Here is a 17521-nt window from a genome sequence, read left to right as displayed (position 1 = left end):
ATTAGTAGTGCTCTGAGTATTAATGATTTGATTTCAGGCTTGTCCTGAGAATAAGGAATACTCATGTTCGAAAAACCAGTAGTAAAAACGTTTCAGTACGGTAACCACACCGTTACTCTCGAAACGGGCGTAATGGCTCGCCAAGCAACGGCAGCAGTAATGGCTACCATGGATGACACTGCGGTGTTTGTCTCTGTAGTCGGTAAGAAAGAAGCGGTAGTGGGTCAAGATTTCTTCCCATTGACCGTAAACTACCAAGAGCGTACTTACGCGGCAGGTAAAATCCCTGGCGGTTTCTTTAAGCGCGAAGGCCGTCCTTCTGAAGGCGAAACGCTGATTGCTCGTCTGATTGACCGTCCAATTCGTCCTCTGTTCCCTGATGGTTTCACTAACGAAGTGCAAGTGATCGCGACTGTGGTTTCAGTAAACCCAGACGTACAACCTGACATCATCTCGATGATCGGTACTTCTGCAGCACTGGCGATTTCTGGACTCCCATTCAATGGTCCAATCGGTGCGGCTCGCGTAGGTCACATTGATGGTCAATTGGTTCTGAACCCAAGTGAAAAAGAGCTGAAACAGTCTCGTTTGGATCTGGTGGTTGCGGGTACTGACAACGCAGTACTGATGGTGGAATCAGAAGCACAAATTCTGACTGAAGAAGAGATGCTGGCTGCCGTTGTGTTTGGTCACGATCAACAACAAGCCGTGATCAAAGCAATCAATGAATTCGCAGCGGAAGTGGCAACACCTGCATGGGAATGGGTTGCACCAGCCGAGAACACTGAGCTGAAAGCGAAAGTCGCTGCTCTGGCAGAAACTCGTTTGGTGGAAGCGTACCAAATCACTGAGAAAATGGCGCGCTATGATCGTATCCATGAAATCAGTGCGGAAGTGACGGCGGCTCTGCTGGCTGAAAACGAAGCTTTAGATACCAAAGAAATTCACACCATTTTCCACGATCTGGAAAAAACCGTTGTTCGTCGCAGCATCATCGCGGGTAACCCACGTATCGATGGCCGTGAAAAAGACATGGTTCGTGCTCTGGACGTTCGTACTGGCGTTCTGCCACGTACTCACGGCTCTGCTCTGTTCACACGTGGTGAAACTCAGGCTCTGGTTACAGCAACTCTAGGCACTCAGCGTGATGCGCAAATCATCGATGAGCTGACTGGCGAGAAGAAAGATCACTTCCTACTGCACTACAACTTCCCTCCATACTGTGTGGGTGAAACGGGTTTTGTGGGTTCTCCTAAGCGTCGCGAAATCGGTCACGGCCGTTTGGCGAAGCGTGGTATTGCTGCGGTTATGCCATCACCAGAAGAGTTCCCGTACACAGTACGTGTCGTTTCTGAAATCACGGAATCTAACGGTTCATCTTCAATGGCTTCTGTGTGTGGTTCATCGCTTGCTCTTATGGATGCAGGTGTTCCAATCAAGGCTTCTGTTGCGGGTATCGCAATGGGTCTGGTGAAAGAAGAAAATGATTTTGTGGTTCTGTCTGACATCCTAGGTGATGAAGATCACCTTGGCGACATGGACTTTAAAGTCGCAGGTACCGCGACAGGTGTTACTGCACTGCAGATGGACATCAAGATCGAAGGCATCACCAAAGAGATCATGCAAATCGCTCTGAACCAAGCGAAAGGTGCTCGTCTACACATTCTGTCTGTGATGGATCAAGCGATCTCTGCAGCGCGTAGCGATATCTCTGAATTTGCGCCACGTATCCACACGATGAAGATCAGCGTTGAGAAGATCAAAGACGTGATCGGTAAAGGCGGTGCGGTGATTCGTCAGTTGACGGAAGAAACGGGTACCACCATCGAGATCGAAGATGACGGCACGATCAAGATTGCTGCGACTGACGGCGATCAAGCGAAAGAAGCGATCCGCCGTATTCAAGAGATCACCGCCGAAGTTGAAGTGGGCGTGATCTACACTGGTAAAGTAGCTCGTTTGGCAGACTTTGGTGCGTTTGTAACGATTCTTCCTGGTAAAGATGGTCTAGTACACATCTCTCAAATCGCTGACAAGCGCGTAGAGAAAGTGTCTGACTACCTGACTGAAGGCCAAGAAGTTCAAGTTAAAGTGCTGGAAATCGACCGCCAAGGCCGTGTACGTCTAAGCATGAAAGAAGCGGTTGAAACTTCTGATGCTGCAGCAGCAGAAGTGGCACCACAAGCGGAATAATTTTCCGTTGCTGGAGCAAAAACAACACGGCTTTTACTTTTCATAATAAAAGCGTGCTATAAAGGGAGCGTTATTCGCTCCCTTTTTTATGCGAAATCCCACAGGAGTATGATGAGTGAAATGGTTTCGATTCCCGATAGCGTTGATAGGATTGGTTCTGCTGTCAGGGTGTGCCACGCAGAATGAATCTGCAACCCAATGGCTTTACCCGCCAATGGCGGTGCCGCTGCAAGCGTCGATTCAACAAGAAGTGCAAATCGCCCGCTTGAGCCAATTATTACAGCGCACGGATCTTGAGCCGGAGATACGCGCTAAAATGCTGTTCGAACGTGGCAATTATTACGACAGTGTCGGTTTACGTGATTTGGCTCGGCTCGATTTTACTCAATCGCTCTCGATTAACCCTGCGCAGCCCGATGTATTTAACTTGCTAGGGGTGTATTACACCGAAGCGGGCGAGTTTGACGCCGCGTATGAATCCTTCGATTCGACGTTAGAATTGGATCCTAGTAACGAGTATGCCGTGCGCAATCGCGCCATCGCGCTTTACTATGGCGAGCGCCCACAACTGGCACTCGAAGAGATCACTAAGCACTATCAGCAAGACCCACAAGATCCTTTTCGGGCGCTGTGGCTGTACATCATAGAAAGCGATATTGACCCGACAAAAGCGCGTACAGAATTGCTTGAACGCTATCAGCAGCACGATGAACAGTGGGGCTGGGTGCTGGTAGGACTGATGTTGGATCAACTCTCGGAAGAGGTCGCATTCAAAGCCATTATTGCGGGCTCTCGAGAAAATGAGCTATTAGCACAGCGTCTCACAGAGGCTTATTTCTACCTAGGTAAGCGTTATCAAATGCAAGGAGAACTGGCCCATGCGCTCTCTTTGTATAAGCTCGCGATTTCCTTCAATGTGTATGAATATGTGGAGCATCGCTATGCTTTTCTTGAGCTAGGGCGCATCTATCAACAAGCCCGTGAAGAGCAGTTAGCGCGCGCGAAAGCCGAAGCAATGACACAATAGTTTCACCTCTCTCTGATAAAAAAGCCGCATCTTGCGGCTTTTTTTGTCGCTAGGACTCTGGCAGAATAGTTAGTCTTGCTAACTATATGTTATCGAATATGCTCGATGTTAATTTAGAAAAAATGGAACGCTTTGCCGCCAAAGTTTGGCGTAAATATGGCAAAGAAGATCCTCTTGCTCAGCTCAGTTTTAATGAATATGACTACCTGAAAGTGATTCAAAGCGCCCCTCAAGCGATCCGTTTAACCGATTTAGCACTGGCGTTAGAAGTGAGTAAGCCCTCTGCCTCTAACATGCTGAAGAAGCTTGAACGGCGAGGTTTAGTGAAACGCGTTCAGTGCCAATCGGATGCGCGTTCTCAATTGTTTGAGCTGACGGAACAAGCGGAGTTACATCTGGCGAGTGAAGCTAAGGTTTATCAGATTTTGGCAGAACAAGTGGCGCAGAATTTATCTTCTGAAGAAGCGATGATGCTGGACTTGTTATTGGGTAAAGCCCTGCGCTAGTCAGGTTTTTATTAGATAGGCTAACTAAATAGATATGTTTGTATGATGAATCGATCGATTTACCGACAGTTTGTTCGCTACACCATTCCTACGGTGGCTGCGATGCTGGTTAATGGTCTGTATCAAGTGGTGGATGGCATCTTCATTGGCCATTATGTGGGCGCTGAGGGATTAGCTGGCATTAACGTGGCTTGGCCTGTGATCGGTACCATCCTCGGGATTGGTATGCTGGTTGGGGTGGGCACTGGAGCTCTGGCTTCAATCAAACAGGGGGAAGGCCATCCTGACAGTGCTAAGCGTATTCTGGCCACTGGGTTGATGAGTTTGCTGCTACTTGCCCCTATCGTGGCTGTGATTTTGTGGTTTATGGCGGATGACTTCTTGCGTTGGCAAGGCGCTGAAGGAAGGGTGTTTGAATTAGGCCTGCAGTACCTACAAGTGTTAATTGTTGGCTGTTTGTTCACTTTAGGCTCGATTGCGATGCCGTTTTTGCTACGTAACGATCACAGCCCCAATTTGGCTACGTTATTAATGGTGATTGGTGCACTGACCAATATCGCACTTGATTACCTGTTTATCGCTTGGCTGCAATGGGAGCTGACCGGTGCAGCGATCGCCACCACTCTTGCGCAGGTGGTGGTCACGTTATTAGGCTTGGCGTATTTCTTTTCTGCCCGAGCCAATATGCGTTTAACTCGTCGTTGCTTAAGGTTGGAGTGGCACTCGTTACCCAAGATCTTCGCGATTGGCGTCTCAAGCTTTTTTATGTACGCCTACGGTTCCACCATGGTTGCGCTGCACAACACCTTGATGATCGAGTACGGCAATGCCGTCATGGTCGGCGCTTATGCGGTGATGGGTTACATAGTGACGATCTACTACCTGACTGTTGAAGGGATTGCGAATGGTATGCAGCCGCTGGCTAGCTACCATTTTGGGGCGCGTAATTACGATCATATCCGTAAGTTATTGCGCTTGGCGATGGGGATTGCCGTACTGGGAGGGATGGCGTTTGTGCTGGTGCTCAACCTCTTCCCTGAGCAGGCGATTGCGATATTTAACTCCAGCGACAGCGAATTGATCGCAGGAGCGCAAATGGGCATTAAGCTGCACCTGTTTGCGATGTATCTTGATGGTTTCTTAGTGGTGAGCGCGGCGTATTACCAATCCACCAATCGCGGTGGCAAAGCCATGTTTATTACCGTGGGGAATATGTCGATCATGTTACCCTTCTTGTTTATTTTGCCGCAGTTTTTTGGGCTGACAGGGGTATGGATCGCCTTACCCATCTCCAATATTGTGCTGAGCACTGTGGTCGGCATTATGCTCTGGCGCGATGTGAACAAAATGGGGAAACCTACCCAAGTTTCCTATGCATGAAAAGGCAAAGGAAAAGGCAAATAAAAAGGGTTGCCGATGAGCAACCCTTTGGTAAACCTTAGCTATTTTTAACGGCCAAACCAGCTAATTGATGCCAGTAACCATTGCACTGATGGCTGGTAATCGGCTGCGGCTTCAGCCCTTGTTCATTGGCTTTGAATTGCTCAAGATGTTGGAACGTCTCAACACCGAGTGGGCTTAAACGCACCACATCGACCAATCCGGCCATACTTGGTAAATCGTTGACCAAGTTGTAGCAGTAACCCGATTGGGTTTGAATACCATTGAGGTTAAATACCGATTGCCCCTCTTGGCTCGCGACTTGAATGCCCGTCGGGTAGCGAATACAGCAGGTCTCACATTCATCTTTAGCGCGGTTTTCGGCGCGAGCGGTAAAGCAGCGCGCTGAATAAGCCAGTGGTAAATAGCCGTGGCTAAACACTTCTACTTCAAATTGTCCGCGAATATTGAGCTCATCACACTGCTGTAAGGTGTTGATTAGCCAGTCTCGTGATAGCTCAACTGGCATACACCAACGGATCATGCCTTGTTTTAAAAACAGCTTGAGAGTGTGTGCGTTATAGGTATTGACGGCCGGCCCGACGATAAAAGGAAGGCCTTTTTCGTGCGCCATCTGAATAGCGGAAACATCATTGGCTTCAATCGCGAAATCACCGTTATCGATGTACTTCTTCATCACATTGATTTCACTTGGCGCTTCAAGCAGTGCCATAGTAGAAAGCACCACTTGTTTGCCAGCAGCAGAGAGGGATTTGGCAATCTCAAACCAGTGTTGTGGTTTCATTTCACGACGCTTCGAGCAGACGGTTTCACCAAGATAAATGACATCCGCCATGCTGGCGGCGGCTTGAGTATAGAAACTTTCAACGTCTTGTTTTGGCCAGAAATAGAGTAGTGGACCTAAAGCATATTTCATGATCGTTGCCCTTATTGCCATTGACGGTGATAGGCACCGAGTGTGGTTTGGGTACCTTCTGAGACATTGGCCAGTGCCGCATTCCATTTGGGTTCGACATGGTATTGCGCAGGATTGGCTAAGTAGCGATCAATCGCGGCACGCCAAGTGCGGGTGACTTGTTCGACATACGCAGGGCTTCGTTGACGCCCCTCAATTTTTACTGAAGCCACATTGGCGGCAAACAGCTCTGGCAGCAGTGACAAGGTATTTAAACTGGTTGGCTCTTCAAGAGCGTGATAGCACTTTCTTTCACCTTCAATATCCGTGATGAAGCGCCCTTTACACAGGGTTGGATAACCTGCATTTTCCCCCGCCGCATACTTATCAATCAAAATTTCGTTCAAGCGAGATTCAAGCCCTGATTCTGTCTCTTGCCAGCGTACATATTTGGCGGGAGAGCAAGCTCCAACCGTATTAGGCGACTCACCCGTCATGTAAGAGGAGAGATAACAGCGGCCTTCCGACATGATGCACAAGCTGCCAAAAGCGAACACTTCCAGCTCGACACCTTGTGGAATATTACGCGAAAGCTGTTTCACCTGATGAATGGAAAGCACGCGCGGCAGAACGACACGTTTGACGTTAAAATTCTGATGATAAAATTCAACGGCTTTCACGTTGGTGGCTGATGCTTGCACGGAAAGGTGCAGTTCAAGGTGTGGGTAGTGGCGCGCCGCATACTCCAGCACGGCAATATCGGCAATGATCAAGGCATCAACCCCGAGATCGGCCGCTTGATCTACCGCGTTAGTCCAGCGCTCGAAACCATTAGGATGGGCGAAGGTGTTGAGTGCAATATGAATTTTTTTATGGTGGTCGTGCACGTAATCCACCGCTTTTTCGAGCTTTTTGCCGCTAAAATTAAGGCCGGCAAAGTGGCGAGCGTTGGTATCATCTTTGAAACCGATATAAACCGCATCGGCACCACAATCAATCGCTGTTTTCAGGGCCGGCAAATTTCCGGCCGGACAGAGAAGTTCCATAGCGTAAGGCTCTGAATTCAGGGAATAGTGAACGCATTTTAGGAAGGATTGAGTCTCCCCGATTTGATGTAAGGCAGGTTTCCACCAATCAGAGTAAAATTAACCCCTTAGAGGGATTTGCGATGGCGGCGATTTTGCGCAAACAACTCTTCCACTTCGTGCTTCGGTTGTGGGCGATAAAAATGGAAGCCTTGGATGGAGTGGCAATTTAGGTTGGAGAGTAAAGTGGCTTGTTGCTGAGTTTCTACTCCTTCTGCAACTACGGTCAGGTTCAGTGAGCGCCCCAAATTAATGATGTTTTCAATCACCGTGAGCTGTTTGGGTAGAGTGTCGATATTACTGATAAACGCGCGGTCGATTTTGAGCTCATCGATCGGGAAGCGAGCTAAATAAGCCAGCGACGAGTAACCTGTACCGAAGTCATCAATTGACAAGGTGAAGCCGAGTTTCTTGATGGCATTGAGCATTTGCTGGGTATGTTCACTATCGCTCATCACCGCACTTTCGGTCAGTTCAAATGTGATGTTATTCGGATCTAGCCCGGTTGTTCGCAGTAGTTTTTCTAAATAATCAATCAGTTGAGGATTGCCAAACTGCTCGGGGGAGATGTTGATCGCCACACGTCCGGGTAAAATTCCTTGCAGCTTCCAGCGTTTGACGGTCGCGAAGACTTCACGCATAACCACGCGACCCAAATGTTCGATTAAGCCGGCTTTTTCCGCAACGGGAATAAAGGCGCCTGGGCTGATATAGCCTTCAACGGGATGTTTCCAGCGTACCAAGGCTTCTGCGCCATTGATGCTAAAATCACGCGCATTGACTTTCGGTTGGTACCACACTTCTAGGCCGTTTTGTTGTAGCGCTTTTTGCAGTTCAATTTCCAACCAAAGGCGCATCCGCGCTTCTTTGTTCATCTGATCATTGAATTTGATCAGGCGATTGCGACCACGCTCTTTAGCCTCATACATCGCGGTATCGGCATTTTGCAGTAATACGCGAGCATCATTGCCGTCACCGGGATAACGCACGCTACCAATCGAACAAGCTAAACGCTTACTGAAATGGTGCAGGTCAAAAGGCTGATTAATCAAAGAGATAATGCGATCGGCCAACATTTCTGCAGAGCGGTTGTGTTCTGGCTCCGGCAAGATCAAACCAAACTCATCGCCGCCCAAATGACCAAGTACGGCTTGCTGTGGCAGTAAGCGTTTTAAACGTGCCGCCACTTCTTTAATCACTTTGTCACCGATGTGATGGCCGAGAGAGTCATTGATGTTTTTGAAGTTATCAATGTCCAGATAGAGCATAACCAAAGGCGTCTCATTTTGGATGCACTGTTCTAAGCGCTTGGTAAAACCGTGTCGGTTATACAGTCCAGTGAGGCTATCGATATGCGCATCGACTTGAGTGGTCGCAGAAAACTGTTTTGGGGCTTCATCGGCATCTTGCAATAAGATCAACTGCGACTGATTACCGAGTAAAGAAGTGCAACCTGCGTGTAACTGGATTTTCCGTTCAAACCCACACCTTGGCCCGGTCAAGCACACCAAGGGTTTTTCTGTCAGCAGCGAAGCCAACTGCGATGAAAAAACGGTTTTGGTCTTTTCATCAATAAACAGTCTGGAGAGATTTTCTCCGAGCAGTTTTTGTGCGTCGTCAAAACCGAGTAAACGTGCAGCGGAAGGGTTGGCAGAAATAATGCAGTCATTTTCCACCATCATTAAACCATCAGGTAGCAGTGTCGTGAGGAGTGCGTATTTGCTTTCCGATTCTTCCAGAGAGCGCACTAAAATCTGCTTTTCTGAGGTATCAATCGCGTGGAATACAAGGTATTGCACCCGATCGTTGATCATGATGGGGGAGAGAGAAAAGTGTAAGCTGGTTTCGAGGTCGATTTCGCTGAGGGTCAGCTCGGACTCAATATGCTCGTTGTTAAACGCACGTTCGTAAAACGGTTTGAGATGGCGATAAAAATGTTCGCCCAGAACCTGACTATCGCTCATCCCGACCATCTCTTCGCTAGAGAGACCGGCGATATCACAATAGCGCTCGTTGACCATCACGTATTGGTGTTGATCATTGAGGATTGCAAAAAAGAACGGACTGTGTGACGTAATTTTTGCAAACCAATGCTTGAGCTGAGATGAGGTTTGAGCAGGCATTTAAAATACTACCAACTGTCCGTGCGCGACGACGTTTATAATATCCCCTTTAACAGCGTATGTCGTTGGGGTATAGCGTTACCAATTCGGTAACATGATTAACTATAACTGTGATTTCCACAGTAGAAAAGGATCTTGGCCTGAAGTTATTTTTTGATACATAACAGGAATCCAGGTGCTGACATCCAGTATGATGGGCGCAGATTGACTAACAAGGTAACGGATAACGCTCGTGTTAAACAAGATTCGCACTCAACTGGTTCAGAACGCTGCTTCAATTTTGCGATCTCCAATCCACTTATTGCCCCAAAACGTTCAAAAAAAAGCCTTGCTTGATGCAATGGGTTTAGTATTCCGCGAAGCCTTACAGGACGGAGACTTCGAATTCCTCGAAGATAAATGGCTGAAAGTCGAAGTAAAAGACATGGAATTGCGCTGGTTTATCAGTTACCAAAACGACAAGTTAGTCGTCGCAGATAAACCCGTCGCTGAAGATGTGAGTTTTAGCGGAAATCTGAATGATTTGGTTTTAATCGCCGGACGTAAGGAAGATCCAGATACGCTGTTCTTCCAGCGTCGACTCTCCATCGAAGGGGATACCGAACTCGGTTTGGAAGTGAAAAACCTGATGGATAGCGTGGATCTACAACAATTGCCGAAAGCGTTACAGATTTTGCTTCACCAACTGGCCGATTTTGTGCATAAAGGGATGCAAACGCCGAATTCATCCCACGAGGTTATTAATGCTTATTCGAACTGAAGCGCCTGCTGATATTTTGGTGGTCGATCAACTGTTGAAAAACGTCTTTGCTACTGAGGCAGAGGCGGATTTAGTGATGGCGCTGCGTGAAAATGGCCAGCGCACTTTGTCACTGGTGGCTTGCGATGATGAAGGTGAGATTGTTGGGCATGTGATGTTCAGTCCTGTCACGTTAGAAGGCGAGGATCTCAACTGGCAAGGTCTTGCACCTCTCGCGGTAAAAGAAGAATACCGTCGCCAAGGCATTGGTGCCGAGTTAGTCAAAGAAGGGTTAAGCTCGCTTGGGGAGCTTGGCTATCCTGCTTGTGTGGTGCTTGGCGATCCGGCCTACTACTCACGTTTTGGCTTTGAAGATGCCGCGCGTTATTCGCTGCGTTGTGCTTGGGATGTACCGCAGGGAGCATTTCAAGTGGTGGCACTATGGGAGCGTGAGTTAGATGGTCGATGTGGAGTGATTGAATACAGCCAAGAGTTTGCGGCTTTATAAATCCAATCCATACTGAAAAGGAGCCTTTCTGCTCCTTTTTCTCTCTAGTCCTTGAGTCGTCTATCACCAGTTTGTTAGCATTGCCGCTCAGATAGGCTGCGAGTAACACCATGCTTTCTTCTTCACACTATTTGTCCGCGATGGACATTCAACAATGGGAATTGATCCATCCAGAGCGTTTGGCCGGATTTCAGCCGCGCACACAAACGCTGGACCATGATTGCCGACTCTTGTTGGTGGCCAATCAACCGCCACAAGGCGCGGAAATTCTGTTGCTGGAGAGAATTCTCAAAAGCTTTCAGCTTGAGCTGTCGATGGTGCGCTACATCGCACCGATTCAGCTCAGTCAACTTGCCTATACTGGACTCGAGTGGATCTGGTTTGCGGGCTGCGATCCCTTATCTCATCAGGCTCAAAAACAGCTGCATTCGCCGCGGTTGAGTGACATTGATGGCAATACTCAATACCGCCGCGCGTTGTGGCAGCAAATTTGCGCTCATCAAGGAATCGCATCATGACGACTGTTTTTACTGCAATGCAACCGACCCATCTGGATGCTGTTTGGCGCATTGAATGTGCAGCGCATTCCCATCCTTGGGCGGAGTCCTTAGTGCGTGATTTAACTAGCCGTGGAGCATGCCATCAAGTCATGTTGGTGGATCAACAGGTCGTGGGGTATTTCTATGCCCAGAATATTGTTGGCGAAGTGACCTTATTGAATATTGCGGTTGATCCGGCGCAGCAAGGCAAAGGTTATGGTCAGCAGCTTTTGCAGCACTTTATTGCGTTGTGTGAACAGCAAAAAGCAGAAAGCGCATGGCTAGAAGTGCGCGAAAGTAATCAGCGAGCTTTTGCGCTGTATCAGCGAGCGGGGTTTAATGAAATCGATCGCCGTGTTAACTATTACCCCGTCGCAAAGGGTAAGAGTGAAGATGCGATCATCATGAGCTACCTATTTTTGTAAACTGTTTGTCGCAACGGGTAAGGTTTGAATTTTGCGATAACTGTTGCTGACAAAACGCTGCGCAATCTCTTCGGCTCGCAGCGGTTTATCAAACAGGTAGCCTTGGAATTGGTTACACCCCAGTTTTTTGAGTGCGGCCAACTCAGAGGTGTCTTCCACCCCTTCGGCAATCACTTCTAAATTCAGTTTTCTGGCAATCGCTAAGATGGTGTCGACGATCGCTTGATCGTTATCGTCTAGGTGCAGTTGATTGACAAACGAGCGGTCAATTTTCAGCACATCGACCGCAAGATGCTTGAGGTAACGCAGCGAAGAGTAGCCTGTTCCAAAGTCATCAATCGAAATACTGATTTGGCTCTCTTTCAACTTGGCCATTTTTTCTATGGCGCTCTCAACGTTTTCCAGCAGTAAGCTTTCAGTTATCTCTAATTCTATCGGCTCCCCCGTGATCCCTGCTTGGCGTAAAGCGTGGTTCACCTGCTCAATAAAAGACTCCTGGGCAAACTGTAGTGGGCTGATATTGATCGCCAAACGGCGAAAATGGGGCGGTAAAATGCCTTGTTTTTTCCACTGGGCATATTGATAACACGCTTGCTCAATGATCCAGTTGCCTATCGGTAAAATTTGTCCTGTTTCTTCTGCGATCGGCATAAAAACACCGGGAGGCAACAACCCTCGTTTAGGATGGTTCCAGCGGATCAGCGCTTCGACACCAATAATGTTGTGCTGCTCGTCGACCTGAGGTTGGTAGAAAAGCTCGAGTTGGCGCTGATTGAGCGCTTCATGCAAGCCTTTTTCAATTTCAAGGAAAGACTCCACCTGCGCCTGCATTTCCGGCTCATAGAACATGAATTTGTTACGCCCACTGGCTTTGGCGCGATACAGTGCAGTATCCGCTTGACGTAATACATCAATATTACTGCTCCCTACGGAAGGGAAAACCGAAATCCCGATACTCACGGTACAGTAGAACTGGTGATCGTCCACCGCATAAGGGTTGGAAATCAGAGTGAGTAGCTGTTTAGCCACTTCCTCAGCTTTCGCAGGCGAGAGATAAGGGATCAGCACTGCGAACTCATCGCCACCAATTCGTGCTGACAGGTAGTCGTTTTTAGTCCATGCCTCCATGCGCAGCGCTACGGCTTTAATCAACTGGTCACCGATGGTATGACCGAGTGAGTCATTAATGGTTTTAAAGCGATCCAAGTCGAGATAGAACAGTACGCCAGTACTGTGTGAGTTTTGCGCAGTTTCAATCGCATCACTCAATTTTTGCAGCAACAAACTGCGATTGGCGAGGCCAGTGAGGCTGTCATAATAAGCCAATTGATTGAGTTTCGATTCTGCCAGCTCTTTGCCTTTCCACATCGATTGAAACGTCGACGCGAGCTCACTGAGTTCATCGTCATGAGTAAGACGAAGAGGCAGAGGTGAGCGCTGTGTGTCATTGAGTGAGTTAACCCAAGTGATCAGCATGGTGATTGGGCGAGAGAGCTTTTGGTAGAAAAACAGCAGTAAAATGGTCGTCAATAGCGTATTACGTAATAGGTCGAAGAGCAGTACGCGAGTGGTTTTGGCGATGAACACCTTGGCTATTGATGAGCCATCGATATAGAAGCTCAGTTTGCCGACCACCACGTTGGAGTTAGGTTGATGCAGCTCGGCACTAAACACGGAAACCGCAGGAGTAAGATAGCTAGCGAGTACACTGACTAATTGACTCTGTTCACTGATTGCTTTTTCTTTACGGGTCATCACATCGCCAAAGTCATCTACAATCTCCACTTTGAAGATGCCAGGGTCGAGCATCAAGGTGGTGGCGACTTGCTCGGCGAGTAGATTATTAAGATGGTAAGCCGCCTGACTGGCGTTTTCATAACTCTGCACCAATTTAAAGTTATAGTGCTCCTGCACCTTGCTCTGCTCTTGGTGCAGATCGGATAAGGTGTGGTAAAAACTAAAACAGAGTCCCAACAGTACAGAGACTAAAAACACGCTTTTGGCTTGCTTAAAGGCCAAAGAATGAATCTTGCGAAATTTGGTCATAGGCCCGACTTCATTTTTTTCTACTCTCTACAGTTATAGTCCAAATTTATTGATAAATTAATTAAAACTGCCATGAGAAAATATGAATTCACTCATTGAATACAGTGAAGTTGCTCCCTGCGCCAAGATAGGGGAGAATACCGCGCAAATTTGAACCGAAACGCTCGCTAGCTTATGTTGGGCTGATTGAGCACAAAGAGAACTTGTTGATGTCAACTACACCCTATTTCGGCGAAGTATCAAAGCGCCGTACTTTCGCGATCATCTCGCACCCTGACGCGGGTAAAACCACGATTACTGAAAAAGTCCTGCTTTTCGGACGTGCGATCCAAGTAGCCGGCACGGTAAAAGGCCGTGGCTCAAATCAGCATGCAAAATCCGACTGGATGGAAATGGAAAAAGAGCGTGGTATTTCGGTGACCACCTCTGTTATGCAATTCCCGTACGGCGATTGTCTGGTGAACCTTTTGGATACTCCGGGACACGAAGACTTCTCGGAAGATACTTATCGTACCCTGACCGCAGTTGACTCTTGTTTGATGGTGATTGATGCGGCGAAAGGGGTTGAAGATCGTACCCGTAAGTTGATGGAAGTGACCCGTCTGCGTGATACGCCGATCGTGACCTTCATGAACAAACTTGACCGTGAAATCCGTGACCCGATGGAGTTGATGGATGAAGTGGAAAATGAGCTGAAAATTGCTTGTTCGCCGATCACATGGCCAATCGGTTGTGGTAAAGAGTTTAAAGGTGTTTACCACATTCATCGTGATGAAACCATTTTGTACACTTCAGGCCAAGGCCACACCATCCAAGAAGAACGCATTATCAAAGGCTTGGATAACCCTGAGCTGGATCAAGCAGTCGGTGCTGATTTAGCGGCGCAGCTGCGTGAAGAGTTAGAATTGGTACTCGGCGCGTCACATGAGTTTGATCGTGAGTTGTTCCTGCAAGGCGAACTGACTCCGGTATTCTTTGGTACAGCACTGGGTAACTTTGGGGTTGATCATATGCTGGACGGCCTGACCCAATGGGCACCATCACCTATGCCTCGTCAGGCGGCTGAGCGTGTGGTTGAGGCGAGCGAAGAGAAATTCACTGGCTTCGTGTTTAAAATTCAAGCCAACATGGATCCTAAACACCGCGACCGGATTGCTTTCGTGCGTATTGTATCGGGCACCTACAAGCAAGGCATGAAGATGAACCATGTGCGCCTTGGTAAGCAGGTTAATATTTCTGATGCGGTAACCTTTATGGCGGGCGACCGTGCACGCGCAGAAGAGGCATTTGCTGGCGATATTATCGGCCTACATAACCACGGCACGATCCAGATTGGCGATACTTTTACCCAAGGTGAAACGCTGAAATTTACTGGTATTCCGAACTTCGCGCCTGAACTGTTCCGCCGTATTCGTCTGCGTGACCCACTCAAGCAAAAGCAACTGCTGAAAGGCTTAGTTCAGCTTTCGGAAGAGGGCGCGGTACAGGTTTTCCGTCCGCTCCAAAACAACGACCTCATCGTGGGTGCGGTGGGGGTACTGCAGTTTGATGTGGTGGTATCGCGTCTGAAATCGGAATACAACGTAGAAGCCATCTATGAAGGCGTTAACGTTGCGACCGCGCGTTGGGTTGAGTGTGACGATGTGAAGAAGTTTGAAGAGTTCAAACGCAAAAACCAGAGCAACCTTGCGCTGGATGGGGGCGATAATCTTGCTTATATCGCACCCACCATGGTGAATTTGAACTTGGCGCAGGAGCGTTCACCTGAGGTGAAATTCCGCGCGACTCGTGAACATTAAGGATTAACAGAAACGCGCGCTCAATTTAGTGCGCGTTGCTCTAACTAAATAAAAAAGCCGATGAAAATTCATCGGCTTTTTCGTAACTGGATTGCCTATCTTACTTAGGCTTTGGTTGCGCTTAGGCTTTGGTCGCGGCTTTCTTCTTGGTCGCTTTTGCTTTTGGCTTGCTGGTGGTTTTCTTTTTCACCGCGCCTTTGTCTGCGGTTTTCTTGCTGTCTTTTTTCTTTTTCTTAAACACAGGCTTTTTGTGCTTAGGGCGTAAACCATCAATAAAGCGCTCTTTAACTTCTTCTTTGATGTAACGTTCAACACGCGCCATCATCGGCTGGTCGTGCGCTTCAACCAGTGAAATAGCAATACCTTTTTTCCCGGCACGTCCGGTGCGACCAATACGGTGTAGGTAAACGTCAGCACTGCGTGGCAAGTCAAAGTTGATCACATGGCTAATGTCTGGCACATCAATACCACGCGCCGCCACATCGGTAGCCAGCAGAATATTGACATCGCCTTCACGGAAACGGCTGATCGCATTGTTACGGCGATCTTGCGGCATTTCACCTTGAATCCAAGCACAAGGGATCTGGGCTTTCTCCAGCTCAGCACGCAGGTCTGCGAGACGCTCACGAGTTTTCAAAAACACGATAGAACGTTCAGCTTGCTCGGTCAGGATCTTTTTCAGCAGCTCCACTTTGTGAGGCATATCATCGGCGCGGTGGTACCACTGCGAAATTTTCTTACGCTCACGACGGGGTGGCTCGGCATCGACATGGGCGGGATCTTTTAACAGATCGGCAGTAAAGCCTTCCACACCGCGGCCTTCTAAAGTCGCAGAGAAGAGCAGTGTCTGTTTACGCCAGCGACACTCGGTTGAAAGGCGGTCAACGGTTGGGCCAAAACCCATGTCCAACATGCGGTCCGCTTCATCGAGGATCAGCCACTCAATCGCACGACAATCAAAGCGCTCGGCGTCAATGTATTCCAGCAGACGTCCTGGTGTGGCGACCACGATATCTTGAGTCGTGGCCAGAATATCGGCGTGCTCTTGGTACTGAACACCACCGGTAATGGTGAAAATGTTCAGACGAGTATTTTTGGCCAGCGCTTGTGCTTGTTCAGCCACTTGCATCGCCAGTTCACGAGTCGGAGTGAGGATCAAAATCCGCGCAGGACCCGCTTTACGGCGTGGGAAATCGAGCAAATATTGCAGCGCTGGGATCACGAAAGCCGCCGTTTTACCCGTGCCTGTTGGGGCTGAGGCTAAGACATCGCGACCATCCAGTGCTTGCGGGATTGCTTCAGCCTGAACTTGGGTTGGGCGGCTAAAGCCCATTTCTTCGATCGCTTCAAGCAAAATTGGATCGAGTTCGAGGTCGGCAAAGGTTTTAATCACAAATAATTACTCCACAAGCGTTGAAAGGCTCTGTCTTAAAACAGGGCGCACATTATAGATGGATCACGCTTTAGATCACATCTTTAATTACGACATCTTCAGATAAAAATCGCGAGTTAACTGACAAAACGTCTCACTGTAACCTTGCTGCTCACGGATCACCAGTCTTGTCTCTACTGGTAAACAAGGGGATAGGTGCAGCTCAAATAATAGACGATGCACAGGTTTTTCCGTGGTTGGTTGAACCTGACAATAGCGACCCACAAAGAGTCCAGCTTGTTTGGCTAGGACGATGAAATCTTCACCTTCCGCTTTAGGCAGAATAAAACTCGCTACGCCATCGGGTTCGAGGAGCTGAGGTATGCGCTCAATCAAGGCTTGGTGCTGCAAGCTAATGGTGTGGCGTGCCGTCGCTCTGACTTGGTGTTGAGCGGTTTCTCCGCTGTTGAAATAAGGAGGATTACAAATGATTGCGGCAAAGCGTTTGCTGGGCTGCCAGTGCAGAATATCGGCATGTTGGCATTCGATGCGTTCAGCCCAGGGACTCTGCTGGCGATTGTGCTCTGCCGCTTGATACGCACTTTGCTCAATATCCAAAGCGGTGATGTGGGCATGAGGGAAGCGCTGCGCGCACATTAAACTCAAAAGCCCTGTACCACAGCCAATATCTAAAATCGTCGTTGGAGAGAGGCTAAATGCCCAGCTACCGAGTAAAACGCCATCGGTACTGATTGGCATGCCGCATGTGCCTTCTTCTATAGAGAATTGTTTAAAGCGAAAGCTTTTATTGATTAATTTATTGGTTTTCATCGAGATTCTAGGTCAAACCAGAGTTAAGCGAA

The 17521-nt window shown here is 48.3% G+C and carries 15 protein-coding genes; 9 read left to right on the top strand and 6 right to left on the bottom strand.

Translation table 11 applies throughout. The annotated features are described in order from the left end of the window. Nucleotides 1-63 precede the first annotated feature (63 nt). The 4 genes from pnp to vcrM all read left to right on the top strand — a co-directional run bounded on the left by pnp (nucleotide 64) and on the right by vcrM (nucleotide 5106). The gene (pnp, locus tag F0316_RS10630; RefSeq protein ID WP_000462070.1) at nucleotides 64-2193 is read left to right on the top strand and encodes a polyribonucleotide nucleotidyltransferase; all 2130 of its coding nucleotides are present in this window, start codon (nucleotides 64-66) and stop codon (nucleotides 2191-2193) included. 115 nt (nucleotides 2194-2308) lie between these two features. Then, nucleotides 2309-3220, top strand: coding sequence for a lipoprotein NlpI (gene nlpI / locus F0316_RS10625; protein WP_001897601.1), 912 nt, complete (start codon nucleotides 2309-2311; stop codon nucleotides 3218-3220). Between the two features lie 98 nt (nucleotides 3221-3318). Next, nucleotides 3319-3726 carry a MarR family winged helix-turn-helix transcriptional regulator gene (locus F0316_RS10620; protein ID WP_000887845.1) on the top strand — a complete coding sequence of 136 codons (408 nt, stop codon included), beginning with the start codon at nucleotides 3319-3321 and terminating at the stop codon, nucleotides 3724-3726. Between the two features lie 42 nt (nucleotides 3727-3768). Beyond that, nucleotides 3769-5106: a sodium-coupled multidrug efflux MATE transporter VcrM gene (gene vcrM / locus F0316_RS10615; protein WP_000981941.1), complete on the top strand. Its 1338-nt coding sequence runs from the start codon at nucleotides 3769-3771 to the stop codon at nucleotides 5104-5106. 58 nt (nucleotides 5107-5164) lie between these two features. Here the strand turns inward: vcrM and F0316_RS10610 are convergent, their stop codons facing one another. From F0316_RS10610 to F0316_RS10600, 3 genes are all read right to left on the bottom strand, one after another. Next, nucleotides 5165-6043 (bottom strand): U32 family peptidase, encoded by an 879-nt coding sequence (locus F0316_RS10610; RefSeq protein WP_000872504.1) that lies wholly within the window; start codon nucleotides 6041-6043, stop codon nucleotides 5165-5167. Between the two features lie 11 nt (nucleotides 6044-6054). Further along, on the bottom strand, nucleotides 6055-7068 hold the full coding sequence (gene ubiU, locus F0316_RS10605; protein ID WP_000421320.1) for a ubiquinone anaerobic biosynthesis protein UbiU: 1014 nt from the start codon (nucleotides 7066-7068) through the stop codon (nucleotides 6055-6057). A gap of 107 nt (nucleotides 7069-7175) precedes the next feature. Further along, nucleotides 7176-9230 carry a bifunctional diguanylate cyclase/phosphodiesterase gene (locus F0316_RS10600; protein WP_001111411.1) on the bottom strand — a complete coding sequence of 685 codons (2055 nt, stop codon included), beginning with the start codon at nucleotides 9228-9230 and terminating at the stop codon, nucleotides 7176-7178. 232 nt (nucleotides 9231-9462) lie between these two features. Here F0316_RS10600 and ubiT point away from each other — a divergent pair, with 232 nt between their 5' ends. The 4 genes from ubiT (at nucleotide 9463) to rimI (ending at nucleotide 11441) form a co-directional block, all read left to right on the top strand. Continuing rightward, nucleotides 9463-9990, top strand: a complete 528-nt coding sequence (ubiT, locus tag F0316_RS10595) for a ubiquinone anaerobic biosynthesis accessory factor UbiT (protein WP_000932672.1) — start codon at nucleotides 9463-9465, stop codon at nucleotides 9988-9990. After that, nucleotides 9974-10477 (top strand): GNAT family N-acetyltransferase, encoded by a 504-nt coding sequence (locus F0316_RS10590; protein ID WP_000908540.1) that lies wholly within the window; start codon nucleotides 9974-9976, stop codon nucleotides 10475-10477. The genes ubiT and F0316_RS10590 overlap by 17 nt, the downstream gene beginning before the upstream one ends. A gap of 110 nt (nucleotides 10478-10587) precedes the next feature. Further along, nucleotides 10588-10995 carry a DNA polymerase III subunit psi gene (locus F0316_RS10585; protein ID WP_000953212.1) on the top strand — a complete coding sequence of 136 codons (408 nt, stop codon included), beginning with the start codon at nucleotides 10588-10590 and terminating at the stop codon, nucleotides 10993-10995. Further along, nucleotides 10992-11441 (top strand): ribosomal protein S18-alanine N-acetyltransferase, encoded by a 450-nt coding sequence (rimI, locus tag F0316_RS10580; RefSeq protein WP_000214241.1) that lies wholly within the window; start codon nucleotides 10992-10994, stop codon nucleotides 11439-11441. Before F0316_RS10585 ends, rimI begins: the two co-directional genes overlap by 4 nt. Here the strand turns inward: rimI and F0316_RS10575 are convergent. Then, nucleotides 11430-13487: a putative bifunctional diguanylate cyclase/phosphodiesterase gene (locus F0316_RS10575; RefSeq protein WP_000160067.1), complete on the bottom strand. Its 2058-nt coding sequence runs from the start codon at nucleotides 13485-13487 to the stop codon at nucleotides 11430-11432. The two genes, rimI and F0316_RS10575, sit on opposite strands and share 12 nt — an antisense overlap. Nucleotides 13488-13696: 209 nt before the next feature. On the opposite strand from F0316_RS10575, the gene prfC reads away from it, so the two are divergent. After that, nucleotides 13697-15286, top strand: coding sequence for a peptide chain release factor 3 (prfC, locus tag F0316_RS10570; protein WP_000108381.1), 1590 nt, complete (start codon nucleotides 13697-13699; stop codon nucleotides 15284-15286). Between the two features lie 121 nt (nucleotides 15287-15407). On the opposite strand, the gene srmB is transcribed toward prfC, so the two are convergent. Then, the gene (gene srmB, locus F0316_RS10565; protein WP_000597952.1) at nucleotides 15408-16679 is read right to left on the bottom strand and encodes an ATP-dependent RNA helicase SrmB; all 1272 of its coding nucleotides are present in this window, start codon (nucleotides 16677-16679) and stop codon (nucleotides 15408-15410) included. Between the two features lie 87 nt (nucleotides 16680-16766). Beyond that, a complete protein-coding gene (locus F0316_RS10560) occupies nucleotides 16767-17489 on the bottom strand; it encodes a tRNA1(Val) (adenine(37)-N6)-methyltransferase (RefSeq protein ID WP_149560472.1) in 723 nt (240 codons plus the stop codon). Nucleotides 17490-17521: the final 32 nt, after the last annotated feature.

This window comes from Vibrio cholerae (genome assembly GCF_008369605.1).
Classification (GTDB): domain Bacteria; phylum Pseudomonadota; class Gammaproteobacteria; order Enterobacterales; family Vibrionaceae; genus Vibrio; species Vibrio cholerae.
This window is presented reverse-complemented; position numbering and strand designations above follow the sequence as displayed.